At 55.7% G+C, this 22,919-nt stretch carries 24 protein-coding genes; 7 read left to right on the top strand and 17 right to left on the bottom strand.

Annotation, left to right across the window (positions count from 1 at the left end; translation table 11 throughout):
• Entirely contained in the window at positions 1-1,806 is a 1,806-nt protein-coding gene (kefB, locus tag ACE15A_RS01780) for a glutathione-regulated potassium-efflux system protein KefB (protein WP_053507945.1), read from the bottom strand.
• Positions 1,806-2,357 carry a glutathione-regulated potassium-efflux system ancillary protein KefG gene (gene kefG, locus ACE15A_RS01775; RefSeq protein ID WP_023247905.1) on the bottom strand — a complete coding sequence of 184 codons (552 nt, stop codon included), beginning with the start codon at positions 2,355-2,357 and terminating at the stop codon, positions 1,806-1,808. Before kefG ends, kefB begins: the two co-directional genes overlap by 1 nt.
• A gap of 266 nt (positions 2,358-2,623) precedes the next feature.
• Here kefG and ACE15A_RS01770 point away from each other — a divergent pair, with 266 nt between their 5' ends.
• On the top strand, positions 2,624-4,525 hold the full coding sequence (locus ACE15A_RS01770; protein ID WP_380912465.1) for an ABC transporter ATP-binding protein: 1,902 nt from the start codon (positions 2,624-2,626) through the stop codon (positions 4,523-4,525).
• Between the two features lie 16 nt (positions 4,526-4,541).
• Positions 4,542-5,474 carry a LysR substrate-binding domain-containing protein gene (locus tag ACE15A_RS01765; protein ID WP_023247903.1) on the top strand — a complete coding sequence of 311 codons (933 nt, stop codon included), beginning with the start codon at positions 4,542-4,544 and terminating at the stop codon, positions 5,472-5,474.
• Between the two features lie 88 nt (positions 5,475-5,562).
• Here the strand turns inward: ACE15A_RS01765 and ACE15A_RS01760 are convergent, their stop codons facing one another.
• From ACE15A_RS01760 to ACE15A_RS01720, 9 genes are all read right to left on the bottom strand, one after another.
• Positions 5,563-6,372 carry an ACP S-malonyltransferase gene (locus tag ACE15A_RS01760; protein WP_129382345.1) on the bottom strand — a complete coding sequence of 270 codons (810 nt, stop codon included), beginning with the start codon at positions 6,370-6,372 and terminating at the stop codon, positions 5,563-5,565.
• Positions 6,369-6,989, bottom strand: coding sequence for a malonate decarboxylase holo-ACP synthase (locus ACE15A_RS01755; RefSeq protein ID WP_023247901.1), 621 nt, complete (start codon positions 6,987-6,989; stop codon positions 6,369-6,371). Before ACE15A_RS01755 ends, ACE15A_RS01760 begins: the two co-directional genes overlap by 4 nt.
• Positions 6,990-6,992: 3 nt before the next feature.
• Entirely contained in the window at positions 6,993-7,952 is a 960-nt protein-coding gene (locus ACE15A_RS01750) for an AEC family transporter (protein ID WP_023247900.1), read from the bottom strand.
• A 122-nt stretch (positions 7,953-8,074) separates the two neighbouring features.
• Positions 8,075-8,875, bottom strand: a complete 801-nt coding sequence (gene mdcE, locus ACE15A_RS01745; protein ID WP_053507946.1) for a biotin-independent malonate decarboxylase subunit gamma — start codon at positions 8,873-8,875, stop codon at positions 8,075-8,077.
• Positions 8,875-9,708, bottom strand: a complete 834-nt coding sequence (locus tag ACE15A_RS01740; RefSeq protein WP_053507947.1) for a biotin-independent malonate decarboxylase subunit beta — start codon at positions 9,706-9,708, stop codon at positions 8,875-8,877. Before ACE15A_RS01740 ends, mdcE begins: the two co-directional genes overlap by 1 nt.
• Positions 9,701-10,000 carry a malonate decarboxylase acyl carrier protein gene (gene mdcC / locus ACE15A_RS01735; RefSeq protein WP_023247897.1) on the bottom strand — a complete coding sequence of 100 codons (300 nt, stop codon included), beginning with the start codon at positions 9,998-10,000 and terminating at the stop codon, positions 9,701-9,703. Before mdcC ends, ACE15A_RS01740 begins: the two co-directional genes overlap by 8 nt.
• Positions 10,001-10,168: 168 nt before the next feature.
• Positions 10,169-11,059, bottom strand: a complete 891-nt coding sequence (locus ACE15A_RS01730) for a triphosphoribosyl-dephospho-CoA synthase (RefSeq protein ID WP_053507948.1) — start codon at positions 11,057-11,059, stop codon at positions 10,169-10,171.
• Entirely contained in the window at positions 11,059-12,714 is a 1,656-nt protein-coding gene (gene mdcA / locus ACE15A_RS01725; RefSeq protein ID WP_023247895.1) for a malonate decarboxylase subunit alpha, read from the bottom strand. The genes ACE15A_RS01730 and mdcA overlap by 1 nt, the downstream gene beginning before the upstream one ends.
• Before the next feature lie 264 nt (positions 12,715-12,978).
• A complete protein-coding gene (locus ACE15A_RS01720; RefSeq protein ID WP_023247894.1) occupies positions 12,979-13,290 on the bottom strand; it encodes a monooxygenase in 312 nt (103 codons plus the stop codon).
• 201 nt (positions 13,291-13,491) lie between these two features.
• On the opposite strand from ACE15A_RS01720, the gene ACE15A_RS01715 reads away from it, so the two are divergent.
• From ACE15A_RS01715 to ACE15A_RS01705, 3 genes are read left to right on the top strand one after another with little or no spacing between them, the layout of a single operon-like run.
• A complete protein-coding gene (locus tag ACE15A_RS01715; RefSeq protein WP_077950626.1) occupies positions 13,492-14,559 on the top strand; it encodes a hydrolase in 1,068 nt (355 codons plus the stop codon).
• Complete coding sequence (locus ACE15A_RS01710) at positions 14,556-14,774, top strand: YheU family protein (RefSeq protein ID WP_023247892.1); 219 nt, start codon at positions 14,556-14,558, stop codon at positions 14,772-14,774. The genes ACE15A_RS01715 and ACE15A_RS01710 overlap by 4 nt, the downstream gene beginning before the upstream one ends.
• A gap of 51 nt (positions 14,775-14,825) precedes the next feature.
• On the top strand, positions 14,826-15,695 hold the full coding sequence (locus tag ACE15A_RS01705; RefSeq protein WP_001274689.1) for a phosphoribulokinase: 870 nt from the start codon (positions 14,826-14,828) through the stop codon (positions 15,693-15,695).
• A 95-nt stretch (positions 15,696-15,790) separates the two neighbouring features.
• On the opposite strand, the gene ACE15A_RS01700 is transcribed toward ACE15A_RS01705, so the two are convergent.
• Positions 15,791-16,195, bottom strand: a complete 405-nt coding sequence (locus ACE15A_RS01700; protein ID WP_053507951.1) for an OsmC family protein — start codon at positions 16,193-16,195, stop codon at positions 15,791-15,793.
• A gap of 307 nt (positions 16,196-16,502) precedes the next feature.
• Between ACE15A_RS01700 and crp the strand changes: the two genes are divergently transcribed.
• The gene (gene crp / locus ACE15A_RS01695) at positions 16,503-17,135 is read left to right on the top strand and encodes a cAMP-activated global transcriptional regulator CRP (RefSeq protein ID WP_000242758.1); all 633 of its coding nucleotides are present in this window, start codon (positions 16,503-16,505) and stop codon (positions 17,133-17,135) included.
• 48 nt (positions 17,136-17,183) lie between these two features.
• Positions 17,184-19,271, top strand: a complete 2,088-nt coding sequence (locus ACE15A_RS01690; RefSeq protein WP_023247890.1) for a YccS/YhfK family putative transporter — start codon at positions 17,184-17,186, stop codon at positions 19,269-19,271.
• Between the two features lie 41 nt (positions 19,272-19,312).
• Here ACE15A_RS01690 and ACE15A_RS01685 read toward each other — a convergent pair whose 3' ends face one another.
• The 5 genes from ACE15A_RS01685 to ppiA form a co-directional block, all read right to left on the bottom strand.
• The gene (locus ACE15A_RS01685; protein ID WP_053507952.1) at positions 19,313-20,530 is read right to left on the bottom strand and encodes an aspartate aminotransferase family protein; all 1,218 of its coding nucleotides are present in this window, start codon (positions 20,528-20,530) and stop codon (positions 19,313-19,315) included.
• 85 nt (positions 20,531-20,615) lie between these two features.
• Positions 20,616-21,179, bottom strand: a complete 564-nt coding sequence (gene pabA, locus ACE15A_RS01680) for an aminodeoxychorismate synthase component 2 (RefSeq protein WP_023247888.1) — start codon at positions 21,177-21,179, stop codon at positions 20,616-20,618.
• Between the two features lie 31 nt (positions 21,180-21,210).
• Positions 21,211-21,813 (bottom strand): putative adenosine monophosphate-protein transferase Fic, encoded by a 603-nt coding sequence (locus ACE15A_RS01675; RefSeq protein ID WP_023247887.1) that lies wholly within the window; start codon positions 21,811-21,813, stop codon positions 21,211-21,213.
• Positions 21,803-21,970, bottom strand: coding sequence for a YhfG family protein (locus ACE15A_RS01670; protein WP_001519136.1), 168 nt, complete (start codon positions 21,968-21,970; stop codon positions 21,803-21,805). Before ACE15A_RS01670 ends, ACE15A_RS01675 begins: the two co-directional genes overlap by 11 nt.
• 108 nt (positions 21,971-22,078) lie before the next feature.
• Positions 22,079-22,651, bottom strand: a complete 573-nt coding sequence (gene ppiA / locus ACE15A_RS01665; protein WP_053507953.1) for a peptidylprolyl isomerase A — start codon at positions 22,649-22,651, stop codon at positions 22,079-22,081.
• Positions 22,652-22,919 lie beyond the last annotated feature (268 nt).

Raw genomic sequence — 22,919 nt, 5'->3', positions numbered from 1 at the left:
CTACTCAAATTCATCCCAGCCATCCAACTGGCGCCGCTCCTGTTGCATTTCGCGCTGAAAAATCTCCTCCAGCTCGCGTCGGGCCTCTCTGGCGCGCGAAATCTGTACCGTGTCGGTATGCTCAGGGATCAGCTCCCGCAACATTCGCATATCCAGCCGACGAAAATGCAACTGCGCGCGCTGCGCCTGATGCGGATGCATACCTAACGACACCAGAGTCTTACGTCCCAGTTCCAGCGCGCTGGAAAACGTTTCACGGGAAAACTGCGTGACCCCAGCCTGTAATAACTCATGCGCCTCCACACGTCCGCGCGCTCGCGCAAGAATATGCAGATGCGGAAAATGCTGCTGACACAATTCCACCAGCTTCATCGTATCTTCCGGTTCATTACACGTAATGACTATCGACTCCGCCGCCTCCGCGCCCGCAGAACGCAGCAGCTCTACTTGTGTAGCATCGCCGTAATACACTTTATAACCATATTTGCGCATCAGATTAACGGCGCCGATATCGCGTTCCAGCACGGTGATACGCATCTTATTCGCCATCAATAAGCGAGCGATCACCTGACCAAAACGGCCAAAGCCGACGACAATCACCTGGGGTTTATCATCTTCGACCCACGGCTTTTCATCATTCTCTTCCGGGCCGTTAAGACGGTGCGATAACCACTTATCAATCCCTTTCATCAGTAGCGGCGTGGTCATCATTGATAACGTGACAGTCACCAATAATAACGCCATCTGATCGCCCTGAAACAGACGCTGAGAAGAGGCGGTAGAAAAGAGCACAAAAGCGAACTCGCCCCCCTGACTCAGCACGCTGGCAAACTGCATCCGTTCAGAACTTCTTATTCCATATAGCCGCGCCAGGAGATACAGCGTCAGCATTTTTATGACGACCAGGATAACGACGCCCGCCGCCACCCACAGTAAATGGGTATAAAGTACGCCAAGATTTAGCGACATACCGACAGAGATAAAGAACAACCCAAGCAGTAAACCTTTAAACGGATCGATAGCGTTTTCCAGCTCATGCCGGTATTCACTCTCTGCCAGTAAAACGCCGGCAATAAAGGTTCCCAGAGCCATCGACAGTCCCAGCGCATCCATAAATAAGGCGGCGCTCAACACCAGCAACAACGTCGCGGCAGTGAAGACCTCCCGTACGCCGGACGCAGCAATAAAACGAAATACCGGGCGCAGCAGGTAGCGCCCGCCAATCAGCATTACCACAAAGGCCAGTACCTTCATTGCCACTTTAAACCAGTCAAAATGCTCGTCGGCAGATCCCGCCAATAAAGGCACCAACGCCAGCGCGGGGATCACCGCTAAATCCTGAAACAATAAGACTGAAAACCCTAGCTGCCCGGACTCGCTACGGTTCATGCCTTTCTCGCGCATCAGTTGTAGCGCCATCGCCGTCGAAGACATCGCCAGGCCAATCCCGCCGACTACCGCCGCCTGCCATAAGAAATCAGCAAGCATCAGTAATCCCGCCAGCACCGCCGCGCTTAGCAGCACCTGAGCAGCGCCGACGCCGAAGATAGAACGCCGCAGTTGCCAAAGCCGGGAAGGATTAAGTTCGAGGCCAATGATAAACATCAGAAACACGACGCCCAGTTCGGAAAAGTGCAGGATCTCGTCAACATCGCTGATAAATCCCAGCCCCCACGGGCCGATGGCGATTCCCGCCAGCAAATACCCTAATACCGCGCCAATGCCCAACCTGGCCGCCAGCGGCACCGCCACGACCGCCGCGAAGAGAAACAGCGTTCCCGCCATCAATAAATCAGCACCTTCCATCAATAGCCCCCCGCGCTCACAGGATTCGCCAGCCACTCACCATAAGCTTGCGCATGACTGGCCAGCGCCTGCGGCGACTGGCGGCGCGCCCAATACACAATAATGGGAGGCATCCAGTGCATCCGGCACATGGCCGCGGTCAGTTCAAAGGGGCGCAGTACATCGCTCATCGGATAGCGGTTTAGCGCGTCATACCGGTAAGCGCTCTCCGGCTCGCCGGTCGTAATCACGCTACGCCAGTACTTTCCCACCAGTTGGTTTCCTCCTGGTCCGCTGGCGAACCCCCGACTCAGAACACGATCAAGCCATTCTTTCAGTAAAGCCGGACAGCTATAGGTGTAAAGGGGATGCTGAAAAACAATGACGTCGTGCTCACGTAGCAAGGCTTGTTCATAGGGCGTATCAATAAAAAAATCAGGATAGCGCGCATAAAGATCGTGCACGGTTACGTTATTGTGCTGTATGGCCGGTTTAAGCAGTACCCGGTTAGCGACCGAGTCCTGAGATTCCGGATGGGCATACAACAGCAAGACTTTTGCTGGCTGAGACATCAATCCCCCTCCCGGTTCTTTTGGGTAGATACCCTTCATTCTTCAGGCTACTTCTACGTTGACGGCGTTTGTTCACCCCCAGCCACGTACTCTATGTACGCCGCTGGGGATTAATGAGAGATATTCTTGTCCCTCACCAAAGGCGGCCTGAATGATTTTGTGTATCGTTGTTGTTTTGAGCTACCATTGCGCTCCAGCGCGGCGGTACGCCCGAATATTACATTATCATAACGATAAATTAACATAGCCTGAACATACGGCGCCTTATGATTGTTTTCTCCTCGTTACAAATTCGTCGCGGCGTGCGCGTCCTACTGGACAATGCCTCGGCTACCATTAATCCCGGCCAGAAAGTCGGCCTGGTGGGTAAAAACGGCTGCGGTAAATCTACCCTGCTGGCATTGCTGAAAAATGAAATCAGCGCCGATGCCGGGAGTTTTACCCTGCCCGGAACCTGGCAATTAGCGTGGGTGAATCAGGAAACGCCTGCGTTGCCCCAGCCAGCGATTGAGTATGTCATTGACGGCGACCGTGAATACCGTCATCTGGAAGCGCAGCTTAACGACGCCAACGAACGTAACGACGGACATGCTATCGCCGCCATACACGGCAAGCTGGACGCCATCGACGCATGGACCGTTCGCTCGCGCGCCGCCAGCCTGCTTCACGGCCTCGGCTTCTCTAACGATCAGCTGGAACGTCCGGTCAGCGACTTTTCCGGCGGCTGGCGAATGCGCCTTAACCTGGCCCAGGCGCTGATTTGCCGTTCCGATTTACTGCTGCTCGACGAACCGACCAACCACCTCGATCTGGATGCCGTCATCTGGCTGGAAAAATGGCTGAAGAGCTATCCGGGCACCCTGATTCTGATCTCCCACGATCGCGACTTCCTCGACCCGATAGTGGATAAAATTATCCATATCGAACAGCAGACTCTGTTCGAGTACACCGGCAACTACAGCGCGTTTGAAGTACAGCGCGCCACGCGCCTGGCGCAGCAGCAGGCGATGTATGAAAGTCAGCAGGAGCGTGTGGCGCATCTGCAAAGTTATATCGACCGTTTCCGCGCCAAAGCGACCAAAGCGAAACAGGCGCAAAGCCGTATCAAGATGCTGGAGCGTATGGAGCTTATCGCTCCGGCTCATGTGGACAACCCGTTCCATTTCAGCTTCCGCGCGCCGGAAAGCCTACCAAACCCGCTGTTGAAGATGGAAAAAGTCAGCGCAGGTTATGGCGATCGCATCATTCTGGAATCTATCAAGCTAAACCTGGTGCCCGGCTCGCGTATTGGTCTGCTGGGACGTAACGGCGCGGGGAAATCGACGCTGATTAAACTGTTGGCGGGCGAACTGGAACCGTTGCACGGCGAAATCGGCCTCGCCAAAGGCATTAAGCTCGGCTACTTCGCCCAGCACCAACAGGAGTATTTACGCGCCGATGAATCGCCGTTGCAGCATATGGCGCGTCTGGCGCCGCAGGAACTGGAGCAGAAGCTGCGTGATTATCTCGGCGGCTTCGGTTTCCAGGGCGACAAAGTAACGGAAGAGACGCAACGTTTCTCCGGCGGCGAGAAAGCGCGCCTGGTACTGGCGCTGATCGTCTGGCAGCGACCAAACCTGCTGCTGCTCGATGAGCCGACCAACCACCTGGATCTCGACATGCGCCAGGCGCTCACCGAAGCGCTGATCGATTTCGAAGGCGCGCTGGTGGTTGTCTCGCACGATCGTCACCTGATCCGCTCCACCACCGACGACCTCTATCTGGTGCACGACAAAAAAGTCGAACCCTTCGACGGCGATCTGGAAGATTACCAGCAGTGGCTGAGCGACGTGCAGAAGCAGGAAAACCAGACCGACGACGTACCAAAAGAGAACGCCAACAGCGCGCAGGCGCGTAAAGATCAGAAGCGCCGCGACGCGGAACTGCGTACTCTGACGCAACCGTTGCGTAAAGAGATTGCCCGTCTGGAAAAAGAGATGGAGAAGCTCAACGCTCAATTAGCGCAGGCGGAAGAGAAGCTCGGCGACAGCAGCCTGTACGACCCGAGCCGCAAAGCGGAGATGACGGAATGCCTACAGCAACAGGCCAGCGCCAAATCCGGGCTGGAAGCGTGCGAAATGGCGTGGCTGGAAGCACAGGAGAGGCTTGAGCAGATGATGAACGATTAACCGTAAAGGCCGGACGATGAGCGTATCAATTACCGATGACATAACCTTCCGCAAGCTGACCATCTTCATGACCTTTATGGCGAAGGGCAATATCGCCCGCACCGCCGAGGCGCTGGATATCAGCGGCGTCAGCGTGCACCGGGCGCTGCACACGCTGGAAGAGAACGTGCGTTGTCCGCTGTTCATCCACAAAGGCCGCAACCTGATTGCCCAACCGGCGGCATGGACGCTGCTGGAATATTGCCAGGAAGTGACGCATTTGATGGCCCGAGGGCTGGAAGAGACCCGTAAAACGGCAGGTGTCGGTCAGGGGCGTTTGCGCGTCGGCACGCTCTACTCGCTGACGCTGGAAACGGTACCGCACCTGATTATGGGCATGAAGCTGCGCCGCCCGGATCTGGAGCTGGATCTCACCATGGGCTCTAACGAAGCACTGCTGAAAATGCTGGAAGACGGTACGCTGGACGCGATTCTGATCTCGATTTCTGAAAGCGAAATCGATCGCAATAGTCTGGAAGTGCTGCCGCTGTTTCACGATGATATTTATCTCGCGGCGCCAGCAACGGCTACCCTCAATACCTCATCACCGGCTGACCTGCGCGATTACCGGGAGCAGAAGTTTGTCTCGCTGGCGGAAGGGTTCGCCACCTATGCTGGGTTTCAGGAAGCCTTTCATATCGCCGGCTTTGAGCCGGAGATTGTCACCCGCGTGAACGATATCTTTTCGATGCTCAGCCTGGTGCAGGCGGGCGTGGGCTTTACGCTGATGCCGGGGCGAATGAAGAAGATGTACGAGAATACCGTGCAACTACTGAAACTTTCCGAGCCATACCAGATGCAGCAGCTTATCGCCATTGTCTTTGCCCGCAACCGGGAGCGCGATCCAAGCCTGCTGGCGCTGGCCGCCGAAGGGCGGATGTACGCGCGCAGCCTTAACCCGAACGGCTGATTGCAGGAGGGCGACGCTTCGCGTCTTTTCCGGCCTACAGCAAGCACGAGCGTAGGCCCGATAAGCGCAGCACCATCGGGCAACAACATTACGCGCGAAGCCGCTTCGCCAGATGCACGGCTACCTCCACCCCGTTGCGCTCCAGTGAGACAGACTCACCTTCCCACGCCGCCTGACGCGTTAAGCAGGTCAGCACGCCGCCCGGAGGCATCTCTATCGCCAGCCGCGCTTCGCGCTCGTTGGCGGAAATGACCGCCTCCTGCCAGCGCACCGTGCGCGCCATATTCATCGCCAGGTCATCAGCAATTTTTTCCGGCTGCCATAAAACGCGTCCGGTACTGCCGCTCAAATACGCGCAGCGTGGTCGAGAGAGCGTCACATTGCTGAACGCCGCCGCCAGTTTTTGCGCGGGTTCTGCCAGCAACTCACAATGCGACGGTACGCTGACCGCCAGACGATGCGCCTTACTGGCCCCTTTCGCTAATGCCCGTTTCGCCACGCCAGCCATCGCTTCGTCGGTGCCGGCAATCACAATCTGGGTTTCCGCGTTCAGGTTGGCGATCCAGGTGCCGCTGCCTTCCACCAGGCTTTCCACCTGCGGCAGGGTCAGTCCCATAATCGCCGTCAGGCCATAGCCGTGCGGATACGCCTGTTCCATTAAATCACCGCGCAGCGCCACCAGCTTCAGCGCGTCGCTAAAATCGAGCGCCCAGGCCACCCCGGCAATCAGCAACGCCAGTTGCACTGCCCGGGTGTGTTTCAGCGCGTCGGGGGAATCCAGTCCGTCCGCCTCCGCGCCTAACACTTCTCGCGCCTGTGCTAATTCCGGTCCCGGAAGGTTTTGCAGCATATCGGGATGCTGCGTACCCTGCCCCGGAAAGGTAAACAGGATTTTCATGACTCCTCCCTGCTCCACGGGTCGCTCACCAGCCGCGGCCCCTGCGAGGTTTTTAACAATGCTTTGCCATCGCGCAGCCACTCATTGAGCGCAAACGCGCCGTGCGGCGTTTCCACCTGGGTGTCTGCCCGGCAGAGTCCGCCCGCTAACTGCTGCTGCCACGTTTTAAGCTCCTCACGCGCCAGCGGCTGCGGCGCGCGGATCAGCAGATCCAGATCGCTTGCCGCATGGATAACCGGAATACCGGTCGCCAGCGCATAGCCGGTACTGCCGGTAATGCCCCACGTCCAAGGCCACGTTTGCTGAGCCAATAATAAAGCTACCTGAACCGGCGGCTGAGAGATAAAGGGCGAGCGCAACAACGTCTGCGAGTCGACCAGCGATTGCGGCGAGCAGATACGAACGACGGCCGCCGGCTGCACCCAGCCCGCCGCCCGTTGGTCGCGCTTCATGCCGCGCACACCAACGGGCACACGCCCCTGCGCATCAACATCACGCCGCACTACCACCGGCAGACCGCTATGCCAGACGGTATCCACCCAGGATTCCGTGACATCTTCGAGCGCGTCGCGCGCGTTCAGCCAGATAAGGTCGTGTGGGCGTAATGTTGTGCTCATGATTTAGATTCCTGAAGTCAGCGAGATAAACAGCGGCAGCGACAGGATACACAGGACCGAGCTCAACAGCAGCACGGCTTCTGCATCTGGAGACTGCACGCCAAAGCGGTTACCGAACACCACGCCGAAGAAGCCCGCGGACAGCGCAATCATCAGGATAGCGGTAATCGCCACGGAGCCATGCAGGCCGAAGATAAGCACGATACCCCAGGCAATCGCCGGTTGAATCAGCAGTTTGGCGATGGTGGAGGTGATCACCACAGTATTGATCTGCAGTTTACGCGCAGACAGGATCACCCCGGTCAGGAACAGCGCTGCGGCGGTCGCAGACAGACCCAACGGTTTAATCGCCGCGAGGAACAGTTCCGGCATTTTGATACCGATAGCTGAGAGGATAACCCCCAGCAGCGGGCCCATCACGATCGGTTTTTTCAGCGAGCGCCACATCAGTACAGGCAGCATCGCCAGGGTAGAACCGGTGTTGTTGCCTTCGGCGCGCGCTTTTTCACGTTCCAGAATCAGCAGACAGAACGGCGTCATCAGTACCGAACCGCAGGCAATGGAAACAGCGACGGACAGCGAGGTCGTCGCGCCTTCGCCCAATACGCTGCCGAGAATCGGCAGACCGAGCGCCGCATAGTTTGGCAGCGCCACCGTCAGGGTCAGCACAGCGGCATCCTGTGGCGACTTTTTAAAGACGGTTGTCGCCAGGAAGTAGATAGCCGCATAGGTAATCCACATCGCCAGCGTCAGTACCAGAATCAGTGGCGACTGGGCGAGAATTCCCGTCCAGGGCGTTTGTACCGTCGCGCTAAACAACGTCGCTGGTAATGCGAAATCCATGACGAAAATATTAAGTAGGGAAACATTCTTGTTATCGACCATTTTGGCCTTCCCGGCCCAGAATCCCAGCAGCATGATGATAAAAATCGGTGCAAGGGCATGAACAATCACGTAAGTCATAAATCACCTGTCATTTAAAAAGTTAGCACTATCGCGATGGTTATTATTTTTCAGATACAGCGGCCCGCGCGGGCGCAACGAGCGCGCCCACGGAACCGGGCATCCGGCAGGTCTCTTTTTACTTACCAGCTTGCTCGCATACGTTCGCGCACAAGGGCTGAACTGCGGCGATTGTCAGCGCCCAGACGGCTTTTCAGCGTCGGGTCCTGACGAGCGTCATTGATGGCCTGTTGCAGGGTGGTTTTCACCAGCGTCAGATCGGTAACAGACGGGGCATCCGGATTGCTGATATCCAGCAGGTTCTCCAGCAGCCCCAGGGTGGCGTAATTGCTGATGTCATACGCCATTGGCGGAATGGTCGCCGCCAGTTTTTCCAGCGCCTCGACGGTACGCAGGGTAATGCGTGCTGCGGACTCTTTACCCATCGCATGGATCAGCACCCCTTTATCGTTAAACGCAATCAGACGGTTCGCCTGGTAGCCGTGCGCCAGAAACGCGCCGGACATCGCTTTACCGACGATCAGGCCAATCACCGGATGCCCCGCCAGTCGCGCGTTGGCATAGGCTGCCGCCGCACCCGCCAGCGCCTGATGAATACCAAAACCCTCTTCACGACGACCGTAGGCCTGGCTTGGTACGTCAATCACCGCCACAATCGGGCGTTTCACCGCTTTATCGGCATCGGCGTCGATGGTTTCGCTTACCACTTTCGCCAGTGTCCAACCTTCCAGCAGCCCGACCTCGCCTTTAGCAGCGCGCGGGTAGTGGTTATTGGCATCGGGCACCACGGCAATAAAACGCACCGCTTCACTGTTCAGCTCGCCGTCGGCGGCCTGCACGGACGGGCACAGCCCTTCAAGACGTTTGGCATTGGGTACCAGGGTTTCCAGCCATAATTGGCCACGGCTCATTGCGTTACTCATCATTTCACCTCCCGGGCGAAAAGCGCTTTAATCTGTTCAGCATCGGCCTGTTTGCGGGTGTCGAAGTTCGTCAGGCGATCGAGATACCCGTCGTAGTTATCGGTGCGATGTTTTGCCGGTACGCCTTTGGCCAGCGCCTCGTTCATCGCCGCTTTCACCGCGTTGACGCCGTCGCCGACCAGCGCTTCCACCAGCCCGCTTTGATAACGCACTTCACCACCGGTCATGCTCCAGATAAACGGGCGATCGCGGGAGTCGTACTCTTCGATCCCGGCTTCCTGTTCGATAACCTGCGGGCCGTTCAGACCGAGACGCGCTTCACGGGTGACAATCAGATAGCTGCACAGCGCGGCGGCAATCGACATCCCGCCGAAGCAACCAACGGTCCCGGCCACGATGCCGATAACCGGGGTATAGCGACGCAGGTCGACAATCGCCGCGTGAATATCGGCAATCGCCGCCAGGCCCAGGTTGGCCTCTTGTAAACGCACACCGCCGGTTTCCAGGCACAATACCGCCTGCGTCGGAATGCCGTTGCGGTTATCTTCCGCCGCCAGCTCCAGCGCCGCCGCCATTTTGGCGCCGGACACTTCGCCCATACTGCCGCCCTGGAACGCGCCTTCGATCGCTACCACCACCGCCGGTTTGCCGTTGATGGTACCTTTTGCGACGACCATACCGTCATCAGCCTGCGGAACAATGCCCTGCGCGCCCAACCACGGCGACATCACGCCTTCAAACGGGTCGAGCAGTTCACGGTAACTGCCTTCATCCAGCAGCGCCTGCGCACGCTGACGCGCTTTTAATTCGATAAAACTGCGGTCATCACGCATAGTTCACCTCTTCAAATACCTGTTCGATACGAATGCGCGCTACGCCCGGGGTTGCGCCGAAATCGTGGATGGTCAGTTGGCCCGCCGGCAGACTGCTGACCGTTTGCAGACGGTTGAACAGCGCTTCCCAGCGGCTACGGCTGTTATCGACGGAAGTGGTGATATCAATGGTTAACGTCTGGCCCTGGTCGGCGGTGAATAACACCTCCATATCCCCGGAGCCCACAACGCCTGCCAGCGCTTTGCCGCTTAAGGTACGGCTGGCCGGTACGGTTAATGTAATGTGTTCCATAACATCCTCTTAATGCTTTAAATATACACGTCGTACTTCACGTTACAGATGCGTTGGCTACGCTCGTTCCCCCCAGTCACGTACTTATGTACGCTCCTGGGGATTCACTCCCTTGCCGCGTGATTCGGCCTTTTGGCCTCACCCCTTCGGGGCCAGCGCAAGCGCTGTTCAAAACGCGGTGCGTTTTGTCCTGCAACTCGAATTACTTTGTGTATAGGGCGATTCGATGCGGTCAAGAAACAGGGTGGCGGCCAGTAAATCGGCTGCGCCGCCCGGCGAGGCGTTCAGCGCCAGCATCTGACGATCGAGCGCCGCCAGCGCCCTCTGACCCGCCGGATGGGCGCTGCCACCAGCACTCAGGACGGCGCGCGCGCCGTGCTGCATGACGTCCAGCCCCTCCAGCCCCGCGCGGGAGAGCACGCAGGTGTCGGTCAACGAAGTCATAATCGCCATCAGGGCATCTAACCGCGCATGCGTTTCGCTACTGCCGCTCAATCGGCTTAAACGCAATTGCGGTAGCGCCCGCTGCATAATGTGCGGAAACGCCTGCTGCGCCTCTTCGCGCGCGCCCGGTACGCGATAACGGCGTGTGGCACGCAGCCCCTTGCTAAAGACCTTCGGCGCGGCGTCGTCCGGCAGCGTCGCCAGCTCGCCGGCAGTGTTCGCCACCTGCTGCGCGCTACCTACACCGCCGTGCATCGCTACTGCGCTCACCAGCATCCCCAGCGCCCAAATCGCGCCGCGGTGGGTGTTCACGCCGTCGGTAGCGGCCATCATCTGTTTCTCGCCTTCGCGACCGAGTCGCCCTATGGTTTGTCTGAGCGCAATATCCGCTGGACGCTGCCAGCTTTGTAGCGCCAGCGCCTGAAACGTAGGGGTCAGGCTGTGCGCCGAGCGCTCCATGAGCGCCAGAGTCAAATCGTGATGCGCGCCGTTCCCCCGACTGTCCACCAGACCGGGCTTCGGGCTTAATCGTGCTTCGTCAATCAGACACTGCGTGGCGGTTCGCGCCAGCCATTCGGCACCGCCTGCAACCTGAATCTGAGGCAGAAGTTTCATTACCAGCTCCGAAATTTCGCAGGTGGGTTGTAAAGACCGCCGGACCACTCCACCAGGTCGGCGACGCTACCGGCCGCCAGCAGCGAACGGGTGGCGTCGGTACGACGAATATCCATATCTTCCGGGTAGACCACCTTGCCGCTACTACGCAGTTCGGCGACGCGTTTCGCGTCAACGCCCAGACCGATGTCGGTGATACCGGCAACCGCCGCCACCATCGCACGGCGCTCTTCCAGATCTTTAGCCCGGTAGAGATAAGCGATGCCTTCTTCAGTCAGCACGTGCGTTACGTCGTCGCCGTAAATCATCACTGGCGCCAGCGGCATACCGGAAGCTTTCGCCACGTCAATGGCATCCAGTTTTTCCACGAAGGTCGGCTTCACGCCCGCCTGGAAGGTTTCTACCATCTGTACGACGAGTTTTTTACCGCGCTGCATCGGGTCCGGTTCGGTAATCATGTTCAGCCAGGCCGGGGTCGCGTGACGGCGACCGTGCGGGTCGTGCCCCATGTTCGGCGCGCCGCCGAAACCGGAGAGACGACCACGGGTGACCGTTGAGGAGTTAGCATAGCCGTCAACCTGCAAGGTCGAACCGATAAACATATCCACCGCATACTGCCCCGCCAGTTGGCAGAAGGCGCGGTTAGAACGCATGGAGCCATCAGCCCCGGTAAAAAATACGTCAGGGCGGGCGCGGATGTACTCTTCCATCCCCAGTTCGCCGCCGAAGCAGTGCACGCTCTCCACCCAGCCGCTTTCAATTGCCGGGATCAGCGTCGGATGCGGGTTCAGAGTCCAGTGTTTACAGATTTTGCCTTTCAGACCGAGCTGTTCGCCGTAAGTCGGCAGCAGCAGCTCGATAGCGGCAGTGTTGAAGCCGATACCGTGGTTCAGCGACTGCACCTGATGCTCGGCGTAGATGCCTTTGATGGCCATCATCGCCATCAGGATGTGTTCCTGTTTGATCAGGCGCGGGTCGCGGGTAAACAGTGGTTCGATGAAGAACGGCTTGTCAGCGACCACTACGTAGTCAATCCAGGAGCCCGGTATATCCACGCGCGGCAGGTCGCATTCGTCATCTACCAGTTCGTTCACCTGAGCGATAACAATACCGTCGTGGAAGGCCGCGGCTTCCACCAGCGCCGGAGTATCTTCGGTACTCGGCCCGGTGTAGAGGTTTCCTTTGCGGTCAGCTTTGTAACCAGCAATCAGCGCCACATTCGGGGCCAGGTCGACGTACAGACGGGAGTACAGTTCGATGTAAGTGTGGATGGCGCCGATTTCCAACTGGCCATCTTCCAGTAGCTGCGAGATGCGCAGGCTTTGGGTGCCGGAGAAGGAGAAATCCAGCTTGCGGGCGATGCCTTTTTCAAAGATATCCAGATGCTCGCTACGCCCGACGCTTGGCATAATCATGTGCAGGTCGTGTACTTTCTGCGGATTGACTTCCGCCAGCATACGGGACAGGAAATCCGCCTGCTTTTGGTTATTCCCTTCTAATACCACGCGGTCACCCGGCGCGATCAGTTTTTCCAGCATCGCGGTCAGGTCTGCGGTAGGCAGTACCTTACCCTGCACCGGAACGGAAGCCAGACGGCGCTGTTTTTCGTTGCGGCGCGTGTTCCAGACGCGTGCTGGCGTTTGTCCAGATAACATTATTAACCTCCTGATTCAGCAATCAGTTTGATTGGCTTAACACTGAAAAGAGTCTGAGCTTTGGTGAGAAAATCATCAATTAAGCGCAGGTAAAAATCATTAGCCTGAGAGTAATAATTGAAGTAACAATTTGTGATGACGATCACGCCAGACAGCAGCATGCCGAACGACGCGGTGTTATTGGTATAGGTTTGAAGGGGGCCAATGGCTGGGAACGGACGTAGTTCGCAGGCTGGCCGGGATGGGAAGCCTGCGTTATATGATTTATCGGCAGAGGTTGCCGTGATTTATTTTCGTCAGCGCGTCGTTCACGCCAAATAATTTAAACGTCACCTCATCAACACCAAGATTTTTCAGACGTGCAGTGTGTTTTTTAATATAAGCCTGCGCCGTTTCTTCGGATTCAAACAGATAAATGCCGCCAGCTTGCTGGTTTTTCTCGCTTTCTGTCCAGATTTTCCAGATAAAGCCCGGCTCCTCATTGATGGACTCCGCCAGTCCGTTCAGTTGCTGAGTCATCTCCTCGCCAAAAGGGCCGCTAAAGTTAAAGTGGATCTGTAAAAGTGTCTTCGACATGCCTTCTCCTTGAGTCACATAACCATCGTACTGCCACACTACCACGATTAATTCGGCTGATGCAGGGGTTCACACTATTTCTGCAGGGTATTGCGCGCGCAGTGAATACCGCCCCCCCCCCTGGCGAAATGAGGCGCAATTCTTATTTCGCCGGGTGATTTATTGAACGTAAAATCACATATTGATTAATCTGTGAACCTTATGCGCGGTATAGTATTGTTTCCAATTATCAATTGTTCTGGTGCTATGGTTGAGATCACGTCTACAGAAATGACCCCGCCTGTCAATGACTCGCATGAATTTATTCCCATGCGCGGCATTCGTAATCGCCATTTACAGACTATGCTGCCGCGTTTAATCCGCCGCAAAGTGAAGTTCAACGCCTACTGGCAGCGGCTGGAATTACCGGACGGCGATTTTGTCGATCTGGCATGGAGCGAAAAGCCGCAACAGGCAAAGCATAAACCGCGGCTGGTGGTCTTTCACGGCCTGGAAGGCAGCCTGAACAGCCCCTATGCCCACGGACTGATTGAGGCGGCGCAAAAGCGCGGATGGCTGGGCGTAGTGATGCACTTTCGCGGCTGTAGCGGTGAGCCAAACCGTCTGAATCGAATTTACCACTCCGGCGAAACGGAGGATGGCGCCTGGTTTTTACGCTGGCTACAGCGGGAGTTCGGCACCGTTCCGACAGCCGCCGTGGGCTATTCGCTCGGCGGTAATATGCTGGCGTGCCTGCTGGCGAAAGAAGGCCGCAATATCCCCATCGAGGCGGCGGTGATTGTTTCTGCGCCCTTTGTTCTCGAAGCCTGTAGCTACCACATGGATAAAGGGTTTTCCCGCGTCTATCAGCGTTATTTGCTCAATCTGTTAAAAGCGAATGCGTCACGCAAGCTGGCGGCGTATCCCGGGTCGCTGCCGGTGAATCTGGGGCAACTCAAATCAATGCGCCGTATCCGCGAGTTTGACGACCTGATCACCGCGAAAATTCATGGCTTTGCCGACGCCATCGACTACTATCGTCAGTGTAGCGCCATGCCGTTGCTTAACCAGATTGCTAAACCGACGCTGATTATTCATGCCAAAGACGATCCGTTTATGGATCATCATGTGATCCCTAAAGCGGAAGATCTGCCCCCACACGTGGAGTATCAGTTAACTGAGCATGGCGGACACGTAGGATTTATCGGCGGTACGCCGCTGCGCCCTGAAATGTGGCTGGAACGCCGAATTCCTGACTGGCTGACAACGTATCTGGAGGCGTCATCATGATCATTCCCTGGCAGGGGCTCTCCCCCGACACGCTGGACAACCTGCTCGAAAGCTTTGTGTTGCGCGAAGGCACCGATTATGGTGAACATGAACGTTCGCTTGAACAAAAAGTCGCGGACGTAAAACGTCAACTGCAATCCGGCGAGGCCGTTCTGGTATGGTCTGAATTACATGAAACGGTCAATATTATGCCGAAAAAACAGTTTCGCGAATAAAACGCCTTTGACGGCAATACATTATTATTAAAGCTTAATCATGGAGTTGCCATGTCAGCCAAACATCCGGTGATAGCAGTAACAGGGTCAAGTGGCGCGGGGACCACCACCACCAGCCTCGCGTTTCGTAAAATTTTCGCGCAGTTAAATCTGCACGCCGCCGAGGTGGAAGGCGACAGTTTTCATCGTTATACCCGCCCGGAAATGGACATGGCGATCCGCAAAGCGCGCGACGCCGGGCGGCATATCAGCTATTTCGGGCCTGAAGCCAATGACTTCAGCCTGCTGGAACACACTTTCATTGAGTACGGGCAGACGGGTAAAGGCCAGTCACGTAAATATCTGCATACCTATGATGAAGCCGTACCGTGGAATCAGGTTCCCGGCACGTTTACACCCTGGCAGCCGCTTCCCGAGCCGACCGATGTGCTGTTTTATGAAGGACTGCACGGCGGCGTCGTCACGCCGCAACATGATGTCGCGCGTCATGTTGATCTGTTGGTTGGCGTGGTGCCTATCGTCAACCTCGAATGGATTCAGAAACTGATTCGTGACACCGGCGAACGTGGACACTCCCGTGAAGCAGTGATGGATTCCGTGGTGCGCTCCATGGACGACTACATCAATTACATTACGCCGCAGTTCTCCCGTACCCATATTAACTTCCAGCGCGTGCCGACCGTCGACACCTCCAATCCGTTCGCCGCAAAGGGCATTCCGTCGCTGGATGAGAGTTTTGTGGTGATCCATTTCCGCAACCTGGAAGGGATCGATTTTCCCTGGCTACTGGCGATGCTCCAGGGCTCGTTCATTTCTCACATTAATACATTAGTGGTGCCGGGCGGCAAAATGGGACTGGCGATGGAGCTGATTATGTTGCCGTTGGTACAGCGATTAATGGAAGGCAAAAAAATCGAATAACCGCGTTGAAACGCCCGATGGCGCTACGCTTATCGGGCCTACGGGATAAAAACTGGTAGGTCCGATAAGGCGAAGCCGCCATCAGATAATGATAATCACGCCGCAATCACTTCATACGAATGGGTAATATGGACCGCTTTTTCCAGCATTAGCGCCACCGAGCAATATTTTTCCGCAGAGAGATCAACAGCGCGCGCGACGGCAGCCTCTTTCAGATCGCTGCCGGTAACCATAAAATGCAAATTAATGTGCGTAAACAGGCGCGGCGCGTCTTCCCGGCGCTCGGATGTCAGCTTCACTTCGCAGTTGGTGACATTCTGACGCCCCTTTTGTAGGATCGATACCACATCAATAGCGCTACATCCGCCAGCCGCCATTAATACCATCTCCATCGGACTCGGCGCTTTGTCACCGGAGTTGCCATCCATTAAAATCTGGTGGCCGGAGGAAGACTCTCCGAGGAACGTGAGTCCTTCAACCCACTTTACACGCGCTTGCATATTTCGTAACTCCAATGTTTCAATTTTCCTGAAAGATTACGCGCATACAACAAAACTCGCAATGGAAGGCGACTTGGGTCATGCTGAAGCGAGACACCAGGAGACACACGGCGAAAGCTATGCTAAAACAGACAAGATGCTACAGTAATACATTGACGTACTGCATGTATGCAGAGGACATCACATTACAGGCTACAGTCTATTTTCGTAGCCCTCTTCCCAGGTAGCGGGAAGCATATTTTTGCAACCCCAGAGACAGTGCCGTTTTCTGGCTCTGGAGACAGCTTATAACAGAGGATAACCGCGCATGGTGCTTGGCAAACCGCAAACAGACCCGACTCTTGAATGGTTCTTGTCTCATTGCCACATTCATAAGTACCCGTCAAAGAGCACGCTGATTCACCAGGGTGAAAAAGCAGAAACGCTGTACTACATCGTTAAAGGCTCCGTGGCAGTGCTGATCAAAGATGAGGAAGGGAAAGAAATGATTCTTTCTTATCTGAATCAGGGTGATTTTATTGGTGAATTGGGCCTGTTTGAAGAAGGCCAGGAACGCAGCGCCTGGGTACGTGCGAAAACCGCATGTGAGGTCGCTGAAATTTCCTACAAAAAATTTCGCCAATTAATCCAGGTAAACCCGGATATTCTGATGCGCCTCTCTTCCCAGATGGCTCGTCGCTTACAAGTCACGTCTGAAAAAGTAGGTAACCTCGCCTTCCTCGACGTCACCGGGCGTATCGCTCAGACGCTGCTGAATCTGGCGAAACAGCCCGATGCCATGACGCACCCGGATGGGATGCAGATCAAAATCACCCGTCAGGAAATTGGCCAGATCGTCGGCTGCTCCCGCGAAACCGTTGGTCGTATTTTGAAGATGCTGGAAGATCAAAACCTGATCTCCGCGCATGGCAAGACCATCGTCGTCTACGGCACCCGTTAATCCCGTCAGAATGGCGCGTTTTATCATGCGCCATTTTTGTTTGCATCGATGTGGCGAAGACTGATTTATCACCCAGAGATTAATTACGCACTACGGCAAACGCTGGTGCTGTGCCTGCCTGTGGCTGTCGGTTTATTGATAGGCCAGCTACACCTGGGATTACTTTTCTCTCTCGTTCCCGCCTGCTGCAACATTGCAGGTCTGGATACACCGCACAAACGCTTTTTTAAACGCCTGATCATCGGCGCGTCGCTGTTCGCCGGATGCAGTCTGGCAACGCAACTCCTGCTGGCGGAATCCGTCCCCCTGCCGTTGATCCTGACCGGGCTCACGCTGGTGCTTGGCGTGACGGCGGAAATTAGCCCACTTCATGCGCGGCTACTGCCAGCGTCGCTGATTGCCGCCATATTTACCCTGAGCCTTGCGGGATACATGCCCGTCTGGGAGCCGCTGCTTATTTATGCGCTGGGCACCCTATGGTACGGCGTGTTTAACTGGTTTTGGTTCTGGCTATGGCGCGAACAGCCGCTGCGCGAGTCATTGAGTTTGTTATATCGTGAACTGGCCGATTACTGCGAAGCGAAATACAGCCTGCTCACCCAACATATCGATCCGGAAAAAGCGCTGCCTCCCCTGCTGATACGCCAGCAAAAAGCGGTCGATCTCATTACCCAGTGTTACCAACAGATGCATATGCTTTCGGCGCACAACAATAATGATTACAAGCGCCTACTGCGGGCTTTTCAGGAAGCGATGGATTTGCAGGAACACATCTCCGTCAGCCTGCATCAGCCGGAAGAGGTACAGAAACTGGTAGAACGCAGCCATGCGGAAGAGGTAATTCGCTGGAATGCGCAAACGGTCGCCGCTCGCCTGCGCGTGCTGGCGGATGACATCCTTTATCATCGTCTGCCGACGCGCTTCTCTATGGAAAAACAGATTGGCGCGCTGGAGAAGATTGCCAATCAACATCCTGAAAACCCGGTAGGCCAGTTCTGCTATTGGCACTTCAGCCGAATCGCCCGCGTGCTGCGTACTCAGCGACCGCTTTACGCCCGCGACCTGATGGCCGATAAACAGCGTCGCCTGCCACTACTCCCGGCGCTGAAAAATTATGTGTCGCTTAAATCGCCGGCGCTACGCAACGCCGGACGCATTAGCGTAATGATGAGTATCGCCAGTCTGATGGGCAGCGCGTTGCACCTGCCCAAACCGTACTGGATCCTCATGACGGTGCTGTTTGTCACCCAAAACGGCTATGGCGCGACGCGCGTACGTATTCTGCACCGTTCGGTCGGAACGCTGGTCGGCCTGGTGATTGCCGGCGTCACGCTGCACTTACATATTCCCGAAAGCATTACGCTGGCGGTCATGCTGGTACTAACGCTGGCAAGTTATCTGATTATTCGTAAAAACTACGGCTGGGCGACGGTCGGCTTTACGGTGACGGCGGTATACACCATCCAGTTACTGACGTTAAACGGAGAGCAGTTTATTGTGCCGAGGCTGATCGATACGCTTATTGGCTGTTTAATTGCCTTTGGCGGCATGGTTTGGCTGTGGCCGCAATGGCAAAGCGGGCTATTACGTAAAAACGCCCATGATGCGCTGGAAGCCGATCAAGAAGCTATCCGACTGATCCTCAGTAACGATCCGCAGGCCACCCCGCTCGCTTATCAAAGAATGCGGGTCAACCAGGCGCATAACACGCTATTCAACTCGTTAAATCAGGCAATGCAGGAACCCGGATTCAATACCCACTATCTGTCGGATATGAAACTGTGGGTCACGCACAGCCAGTTTATTGTCGAGCATATCAACGCCATGACGACGCTGGCGCGGGAACACACCATGCTGACGCCGGATCTGGCGCAGCGCTATCTGGAATCTTGCGAGATTGCGATTCAGCGCTGCCAGCAGCGCCTGGAGTACGACAGGCCAGGCGGTTCCGGCGACGTCAACATTCTGGAGTCGCCGGACATGCCGTCACATGGCTTATTGAGCACTCTGGAACAACATTTACAGCGCATCATCGGCCATCTGAACACCATGCACACCATTTCGTCGATGGCCTGGCGTCAGCGTCCGCATCACGGTATCTGGCTGAGTAAGCGGCTACGGGATACAAAAGGTTAGATCGACTGCCGGATGCGCTACGCTTATCCGGCAATCCGCCATCAGGCAACCACTTTCCCTATCGCCTGCGCAAAGCGCTGCATTCCTTCATTGATATCCGCCTCTTCCACCACCAGCGACGGGGCAAAACGCATCACGTCTGGTCCGGCATTGAGCACCATCACCCCGGCCTCTGCGCCTGCGTACAGAAAATCGCGCGCCCGACCTTTATACTTCGGCTTCAGTTCCGCGCCAATCAGCAGCCCCATGCCGCGAATATCGCTGAAAATGTCAAATTGTTCGTCAATCGCCTGCAAATGTTGCACAAACTGTTGCCGCTTAGTGTGAATGCCTTCTAGTACCTCTGGCGTATTAATGATATCGAATGCCGCGCCAGCCACCGCACAGGCCAGCGGATTGCCGCCATAGGTTGAACCGTGCGAACCGACATGGAAGGCCGAGGCAATCTCCTGCGTGGTCAGCATGGCGCTCACCGGAAAACCGCCGCCTAACGCTTTGGCGCTGGTGAGGATATCCGGCGTGACGCCGTAGTGCATATAGGCAAACAGGTCTCCGGTGCGCCCCATCCCGCACTGCACTTCATCAAACACCAGCAACGCCTGATGCTTGTCACACAGGTCGCGTAACCCTTTGAGGAATTCCGGTGTAGCCGCCTGCACGCCGCCTTCACCCTGAATCGGCTCGACCACCACCGCGCAGGTGTGGTCATCCATTACCGCTTTCACCGCATGGAGATCGTTGAAGGGAACGTGAATAATATCGGCGGGTTTCGGCCCAAAGCCGTCGGAATATTTCGGCTGCCCGCCTACAGAGACGGTAAACAAGGAACGGCCATGAAAGGCGTTATGGAAGGCAATGATTTTCGTTTTGAACGGGCTATGGCGCACGCAGGCATAATGACGCGCCAGTTTAAAAGCGGTTTCGTTCGCTTCGGTGCCGGAATTCATAAACAGCACGCGCTCGGCAAACGTGGCGTCGATCAATTTACGTCCCAGACGCAACGCCGGTTCGTTGGTAAAAACGTTGCTGGTATGCCATAAGGTTTCACCCTGGGATTTCAGCGCCTCGACCAGCGCCGGATGGCAATGGCCCAGCGCAGTCACTGCGATCCCGCCGGCGAAATCGATATACTCTTTGCCCTGCTGATCCCATACGCGACTGCCTTTACCTTTAACCGGAATAAAGTCCGCCGGTGCATAAATGGGCAGAATCACTTCATCAAAAGTTGCGCGCGTAATAGCCGTTTGTTCAGTTGCCATATCATTACCACCCGGTTAAGCAGAAATGCCAGTGAAATTATAATCACAAAATATGAATAAAAAATCACTTAATAGCAACCACAAATCAACGCCGGAGGAAATTCTCCAGGAGAGCGTGTCCTTGTTCGCTGAGAATACTTTCCGGGTGGAACTGCACGCCTTCCAGATCCCACTCGCGGTGGCGAATGCCCATAATCTCCTGCGTTTCGCTCCAGGCGGTGATCTCAAAACACTCAGGCAACGTGGCAGGGTCGACAATCAGCGAGTGGTAACGTGTCACGGTTAACGGGCTGGGCAATCCCCGAAACACGCCCTGTCCATTGTGCGTAACAGGTGACGTTTTACCGTGCATTACTTTCGCTGCCCGCACCACCGTCGCGCCAAAAGCCTGCGCCATCGCCTGGTGCCCAAGGCAGACGCCCAGCATCGGAATACGTCCGGCATAATGGCGGATGACCGTCAGTGAAATGCCAGCGTCATCCGGCGTACAGGGGCCGGGAGAGATAACGATTTTTTGCGGGTTCAAAGCGTCAATGTGCGCCAGCGTCAGCGCATCATTGCGCCTGACCTGCACTTCCGCGCCCAGTTCACAAAAATACTGGTAGAGGTTCCAGGTAAAGGAATCATAGTTATCGATAAGCAGGATCATGGCGGCTCCGGGTCAGTAGAACCGCACTATTTTACTCAGTTTCGCGAGCTTCGCTTACCGCTTTCTGAAAAATCGCCTGCAAAGCGGAGAGATCGCCCATCGCGCCGCTCTGGTTCGCCTGATTCCACGTTTCAACCGCAATACCTTGCCAACTCAGCGCGTAGCCTGCATGTAGCGCCAGTTGTTCAAAGAAGATGCGCTGCGCCAGCCCGCTCCCCAAACGAAACGGGTGAAGTACGTTAATTTCGCAGTAGTAATGCGCCAGCCGCTCGACAAACTTTTCATGCGCCAGACCGACCAGATAGCCCTCTTCTTCCAGATCCTGCATCAGGACATTACCCTCTTTTTCGATATAGGCAAAGTGGCAGAAACGGGTATCGCCCTGGTAAATATCGACCTCCCGCAGTTGCCCTGCCCAGTCGAAAATATCCTGATAGAGCTGGCGATGAATCGCGCACAGATGGGGCAAGCCGCGTATCAGCGGCCCCAGTTCAATCGTGGCGGCGCGGAGCGCGGTCATTTCATATGCCGCTTGCGCCAGTCGCTGGGCCTGATGAATCCCCAGCCGATTACGCATCACATTCAGCCCCGGATAGAGGTACGGATCGCGTCCTTCGCCAAATTTATCGCTCATAGTGCCTCCGAAGTTCGTCAAGGCGTGCCAGCGCTTCGTCGGCGGTCAGGGTTACTAAGGGGATCTCAATACCTTCGAGACGGCGGCTTTGCTGGAAGTTAACGTTGCGCCGCTGTTCCCAAAAGCGTGACTTTTGTTTATCGGTAAGTTTCTTCACCTGGCCTCCCTGAATATGCCTGTGCTTGCCCACAAGTATAAGCAGCAATTTCAGGTTACGCTGAGACAGGGAGAAAACGCGGGTGGCTCGCCCCCGCGCAGGCATATTTTATGGCAGGACTTTCGCGGAAAGGATAACGACTGGTTTTGTCGGCACATTCTGATAAGGCCCGACATCGTGCGTCGGCACCTGAGAGATTTTATCAGCGACGTCCATACCTTTTACCACTTTACCAAAGACTGCATAGCCAAAGTCACGCTGGCCGTGGTCGAGAAAAGCGTTATCCGCGACGTTAATAAAGAACTGGCTGGTGGCGCTGTCTTTATCCGCGGTACGCGCCATCGCGATCGTGCCGCGAGTATTACGCAGGCCGTTGTCGGCTTCATTCTTAATAGGCGGATTCGGTTTCTTCTGCTGCATCTGCTCGTTAAAACCACCGCCCTGAATCATAAAGCCAGGAATAACGCGGTGAAACGTGGTGTTGTTATAGAAACCACTGTTGACGTAATCGACAAAGTTTTTCACGGAAACCGGCGCTTTCTGGCTGTTCAGCTCCAGCTCAATATTCCCGGCGGAGGTGGTTAACAGCACATGAGGATCGCCTTTTGCTGCCAACGCTGCGGGAGAAAGAGCAGAAAGAGCGAAAACAGCTACGACAGCCGCCAGAGTCGATTTGAGCATGAGATTTCCTTAACAAGAGCAGAAATAAAGCAAGTGGACTGATTCTAAAGAGCCTTCCAGGGTCAGGCCAGTCCTTTACCTAATTTTACGTATCTGAAACAAATGTAACGTCACGGCACAATGCCTGAGCCTCGCAATATATCGTGATCATGATCACGTTAAAAATGTAACGGGCAATACGTTTGCTAATAATTATTTAAATGCGTCACTAAAGCGCCTAAAATCTGCCCGCTTAACGCGCCCTCCACGCGCTTCACTTCTCTTCAAG

Origin of the sequence: Salmonella sp. HY31 (assembly GCF_042604575.1) — a bacterium.
Taxonomy (GTDB): Bacteria; Pseudomonadota; Gammaproteobacteria; order Enterobacterales; family Enterobacteriaceae; genus Salmonella; species Salmonella diarizonae.
The sequence above is the reverse complement of the archived record's forward strand: the minus strand, read 5'-3'. Positions and strand labels throughout refer to the sequence as shown.

Excerpts from the sequence above, each read along its gene's own strand:
- ACE15A_RS01705 (WP_001274689.1), top strand. The coding sequence starts at position 14,826 with ATGTCAGCCAAACATCCGGTGATAGCAGTAACAGGGTCAAGTGGCGCG.
- ACE15A_RS01755 (WP_023247901.1), bottom strand. The coding sequence starts at position 6,989 with ATGAGCACAACATTACGCCCACACGACCTTATCTGGCTGAACGCGCGC.
- pabA (WP_023247888.1), bottom strand. The coding sequence starts at position 21,179 with ATGATCCTGCTTATCGATAACTATGATTCCTTTACCTGGAACCTCTAC.
- kefG (WP_023247905.1), bottom strand. The coding sequence starts at position 2,357 with ATGTCTCAGCCAGCAAAAGTCTTGCTGTTGTATGCCCATCCGGAATCT.
- kefB (WP_053507945.1), bottom strand. The coding sequence starts at position 1,806 with ATGGAAGGTGCTGATTTATTGATGGCGGGAACGCTGTTTCTCTTCGCG.
- ACE15A_RS01690 (WP_023247890.1), top strand. The coding sequence starts at position 17,184 with ATGTGGCGAAGACTGATTTATCACCCAGAGATTAATTACGCACTACGG.
- ACE15A_RS01675 (WP_023247887.1), bottom strand. The coding sequence starts at position 21,813 with ATGAGCGATAAATTTGGCGAAGGACGCGATCCGTACCTCTATCCGGGG.
- ACE15A_RS01740 (WP_053507947.1), bottom strand. The coding sequence starts at position 9,708 with ATGCGTGATGACCGCAGTTTTATCGAATTAAAAGCGCGTCAGCGTGCG.
- ACE15A_RS01715 (WP_077950626.1), top strand. The coding sequence starts at position 13,492 with ATGCGCGGTATAGTATTGTTTCCAATTATCAATTGTTCTGGTGCTATG.
- ACE15A_RS01750 (WP_023247900.1), bottom strand. The coding sequence starts at position 7,952 with ATGACTTACGTGATTGTTCATGCCCTTGCACCGATTTTTATCATCATG.
- mdcA (WP_023247895.1), bottom strand. The coding sequence starts at position 12,714 with ATGTTATCTGGACAAACGCCAGCACGCGTCTGGAACACGCGCCGCAAC.
- mdcE (WP_053507946.1), bottom strand. The coding sequence starts at position 8,875 with ATGAGTAACGCAATGAGCCGTGGCCAATTATGGCTGGAAACCCTGGTA.
- ACE15A_RS01720 (WP_023247894.1), bottom strand. The coding sequence starts at position 13,290 with ATGTCGAAGACACTTTTACAGATCCACTTTAACTTTAGCGGCCCTTTT.
- ACE15A_RS01765 (WP_023247903.1), top strand. The coding sequence starts at position 4,542 with ATGAGCGTATCAATTACCGATGACATAACCTTCCGCAAGCTGACCATC.
- crp (WP_000242758.1), top strand. The coding sequence starts at position 16,503 with ATGGTGCTTGGCAAACCGCAAACAGACCCGACTCTTGAATGGTTCTTG.
- ACE15A_RS01730 (WP_053507948.1), bottom strand. The coding sequence starts at position 11,059 with ATGAAACTTCTGCCTCAGATTCAGGTTGCAGGCGGTGCCGAATGGCTG.
- ACE15A_RS01760 (WP_129382345.1), bottom strand. The coding sequence starts at position 6,372 with ATGAAAATCCTGTTTACCTTTCCGGGGCAGGGTACGCAGCATCCCGAT.
- ppiA (WP_053507953.1), bottom strand. The coding sequence starts at position 22,651 with ATGCTCAAATCGACTCTGGCGGCTGTCGTAGCTGTTTTCGCTCTTTCT.
- ACE15A_RS01685 (WP_053507952.1), bottom strand. The coding sequence starts at position 20,530 with ATGGCAACTGAACAAACGGCTATTACGCGCGCAACTTTTGATGAAGTG.
- ACE15A_RS01700 (WP_053507951.1), bottom strand. The coding sequence starts at position 16,195 with ATGCAAGCGCGTGTAAAGTGGGTTGAAGGACTCACGTTCCTCGGAGAG.
- mdcC (WP_023247897.1), bottom strand. The coding sequence starts at position 10,000 with ATGGAACACATTACATTAACCGTACCGGCCAGCCGTACCTTAAGCGGC.
- ACE15A_RS01710 (WP_023247892.1), top strand. The coding sequence starts at position 14,556 with ATGATCATTCCCTGGCAGGGGCTCTCCCCCGACACGCTGGACAACCTG.
- ACE15A_RS01770 (WP_380912465.1), top strand. The coding sequence starts at position 2,624 with ATGATTGTTTTCTCCTCGTTACAAATTCGTCGCGGCGTGCGCGTCCTA.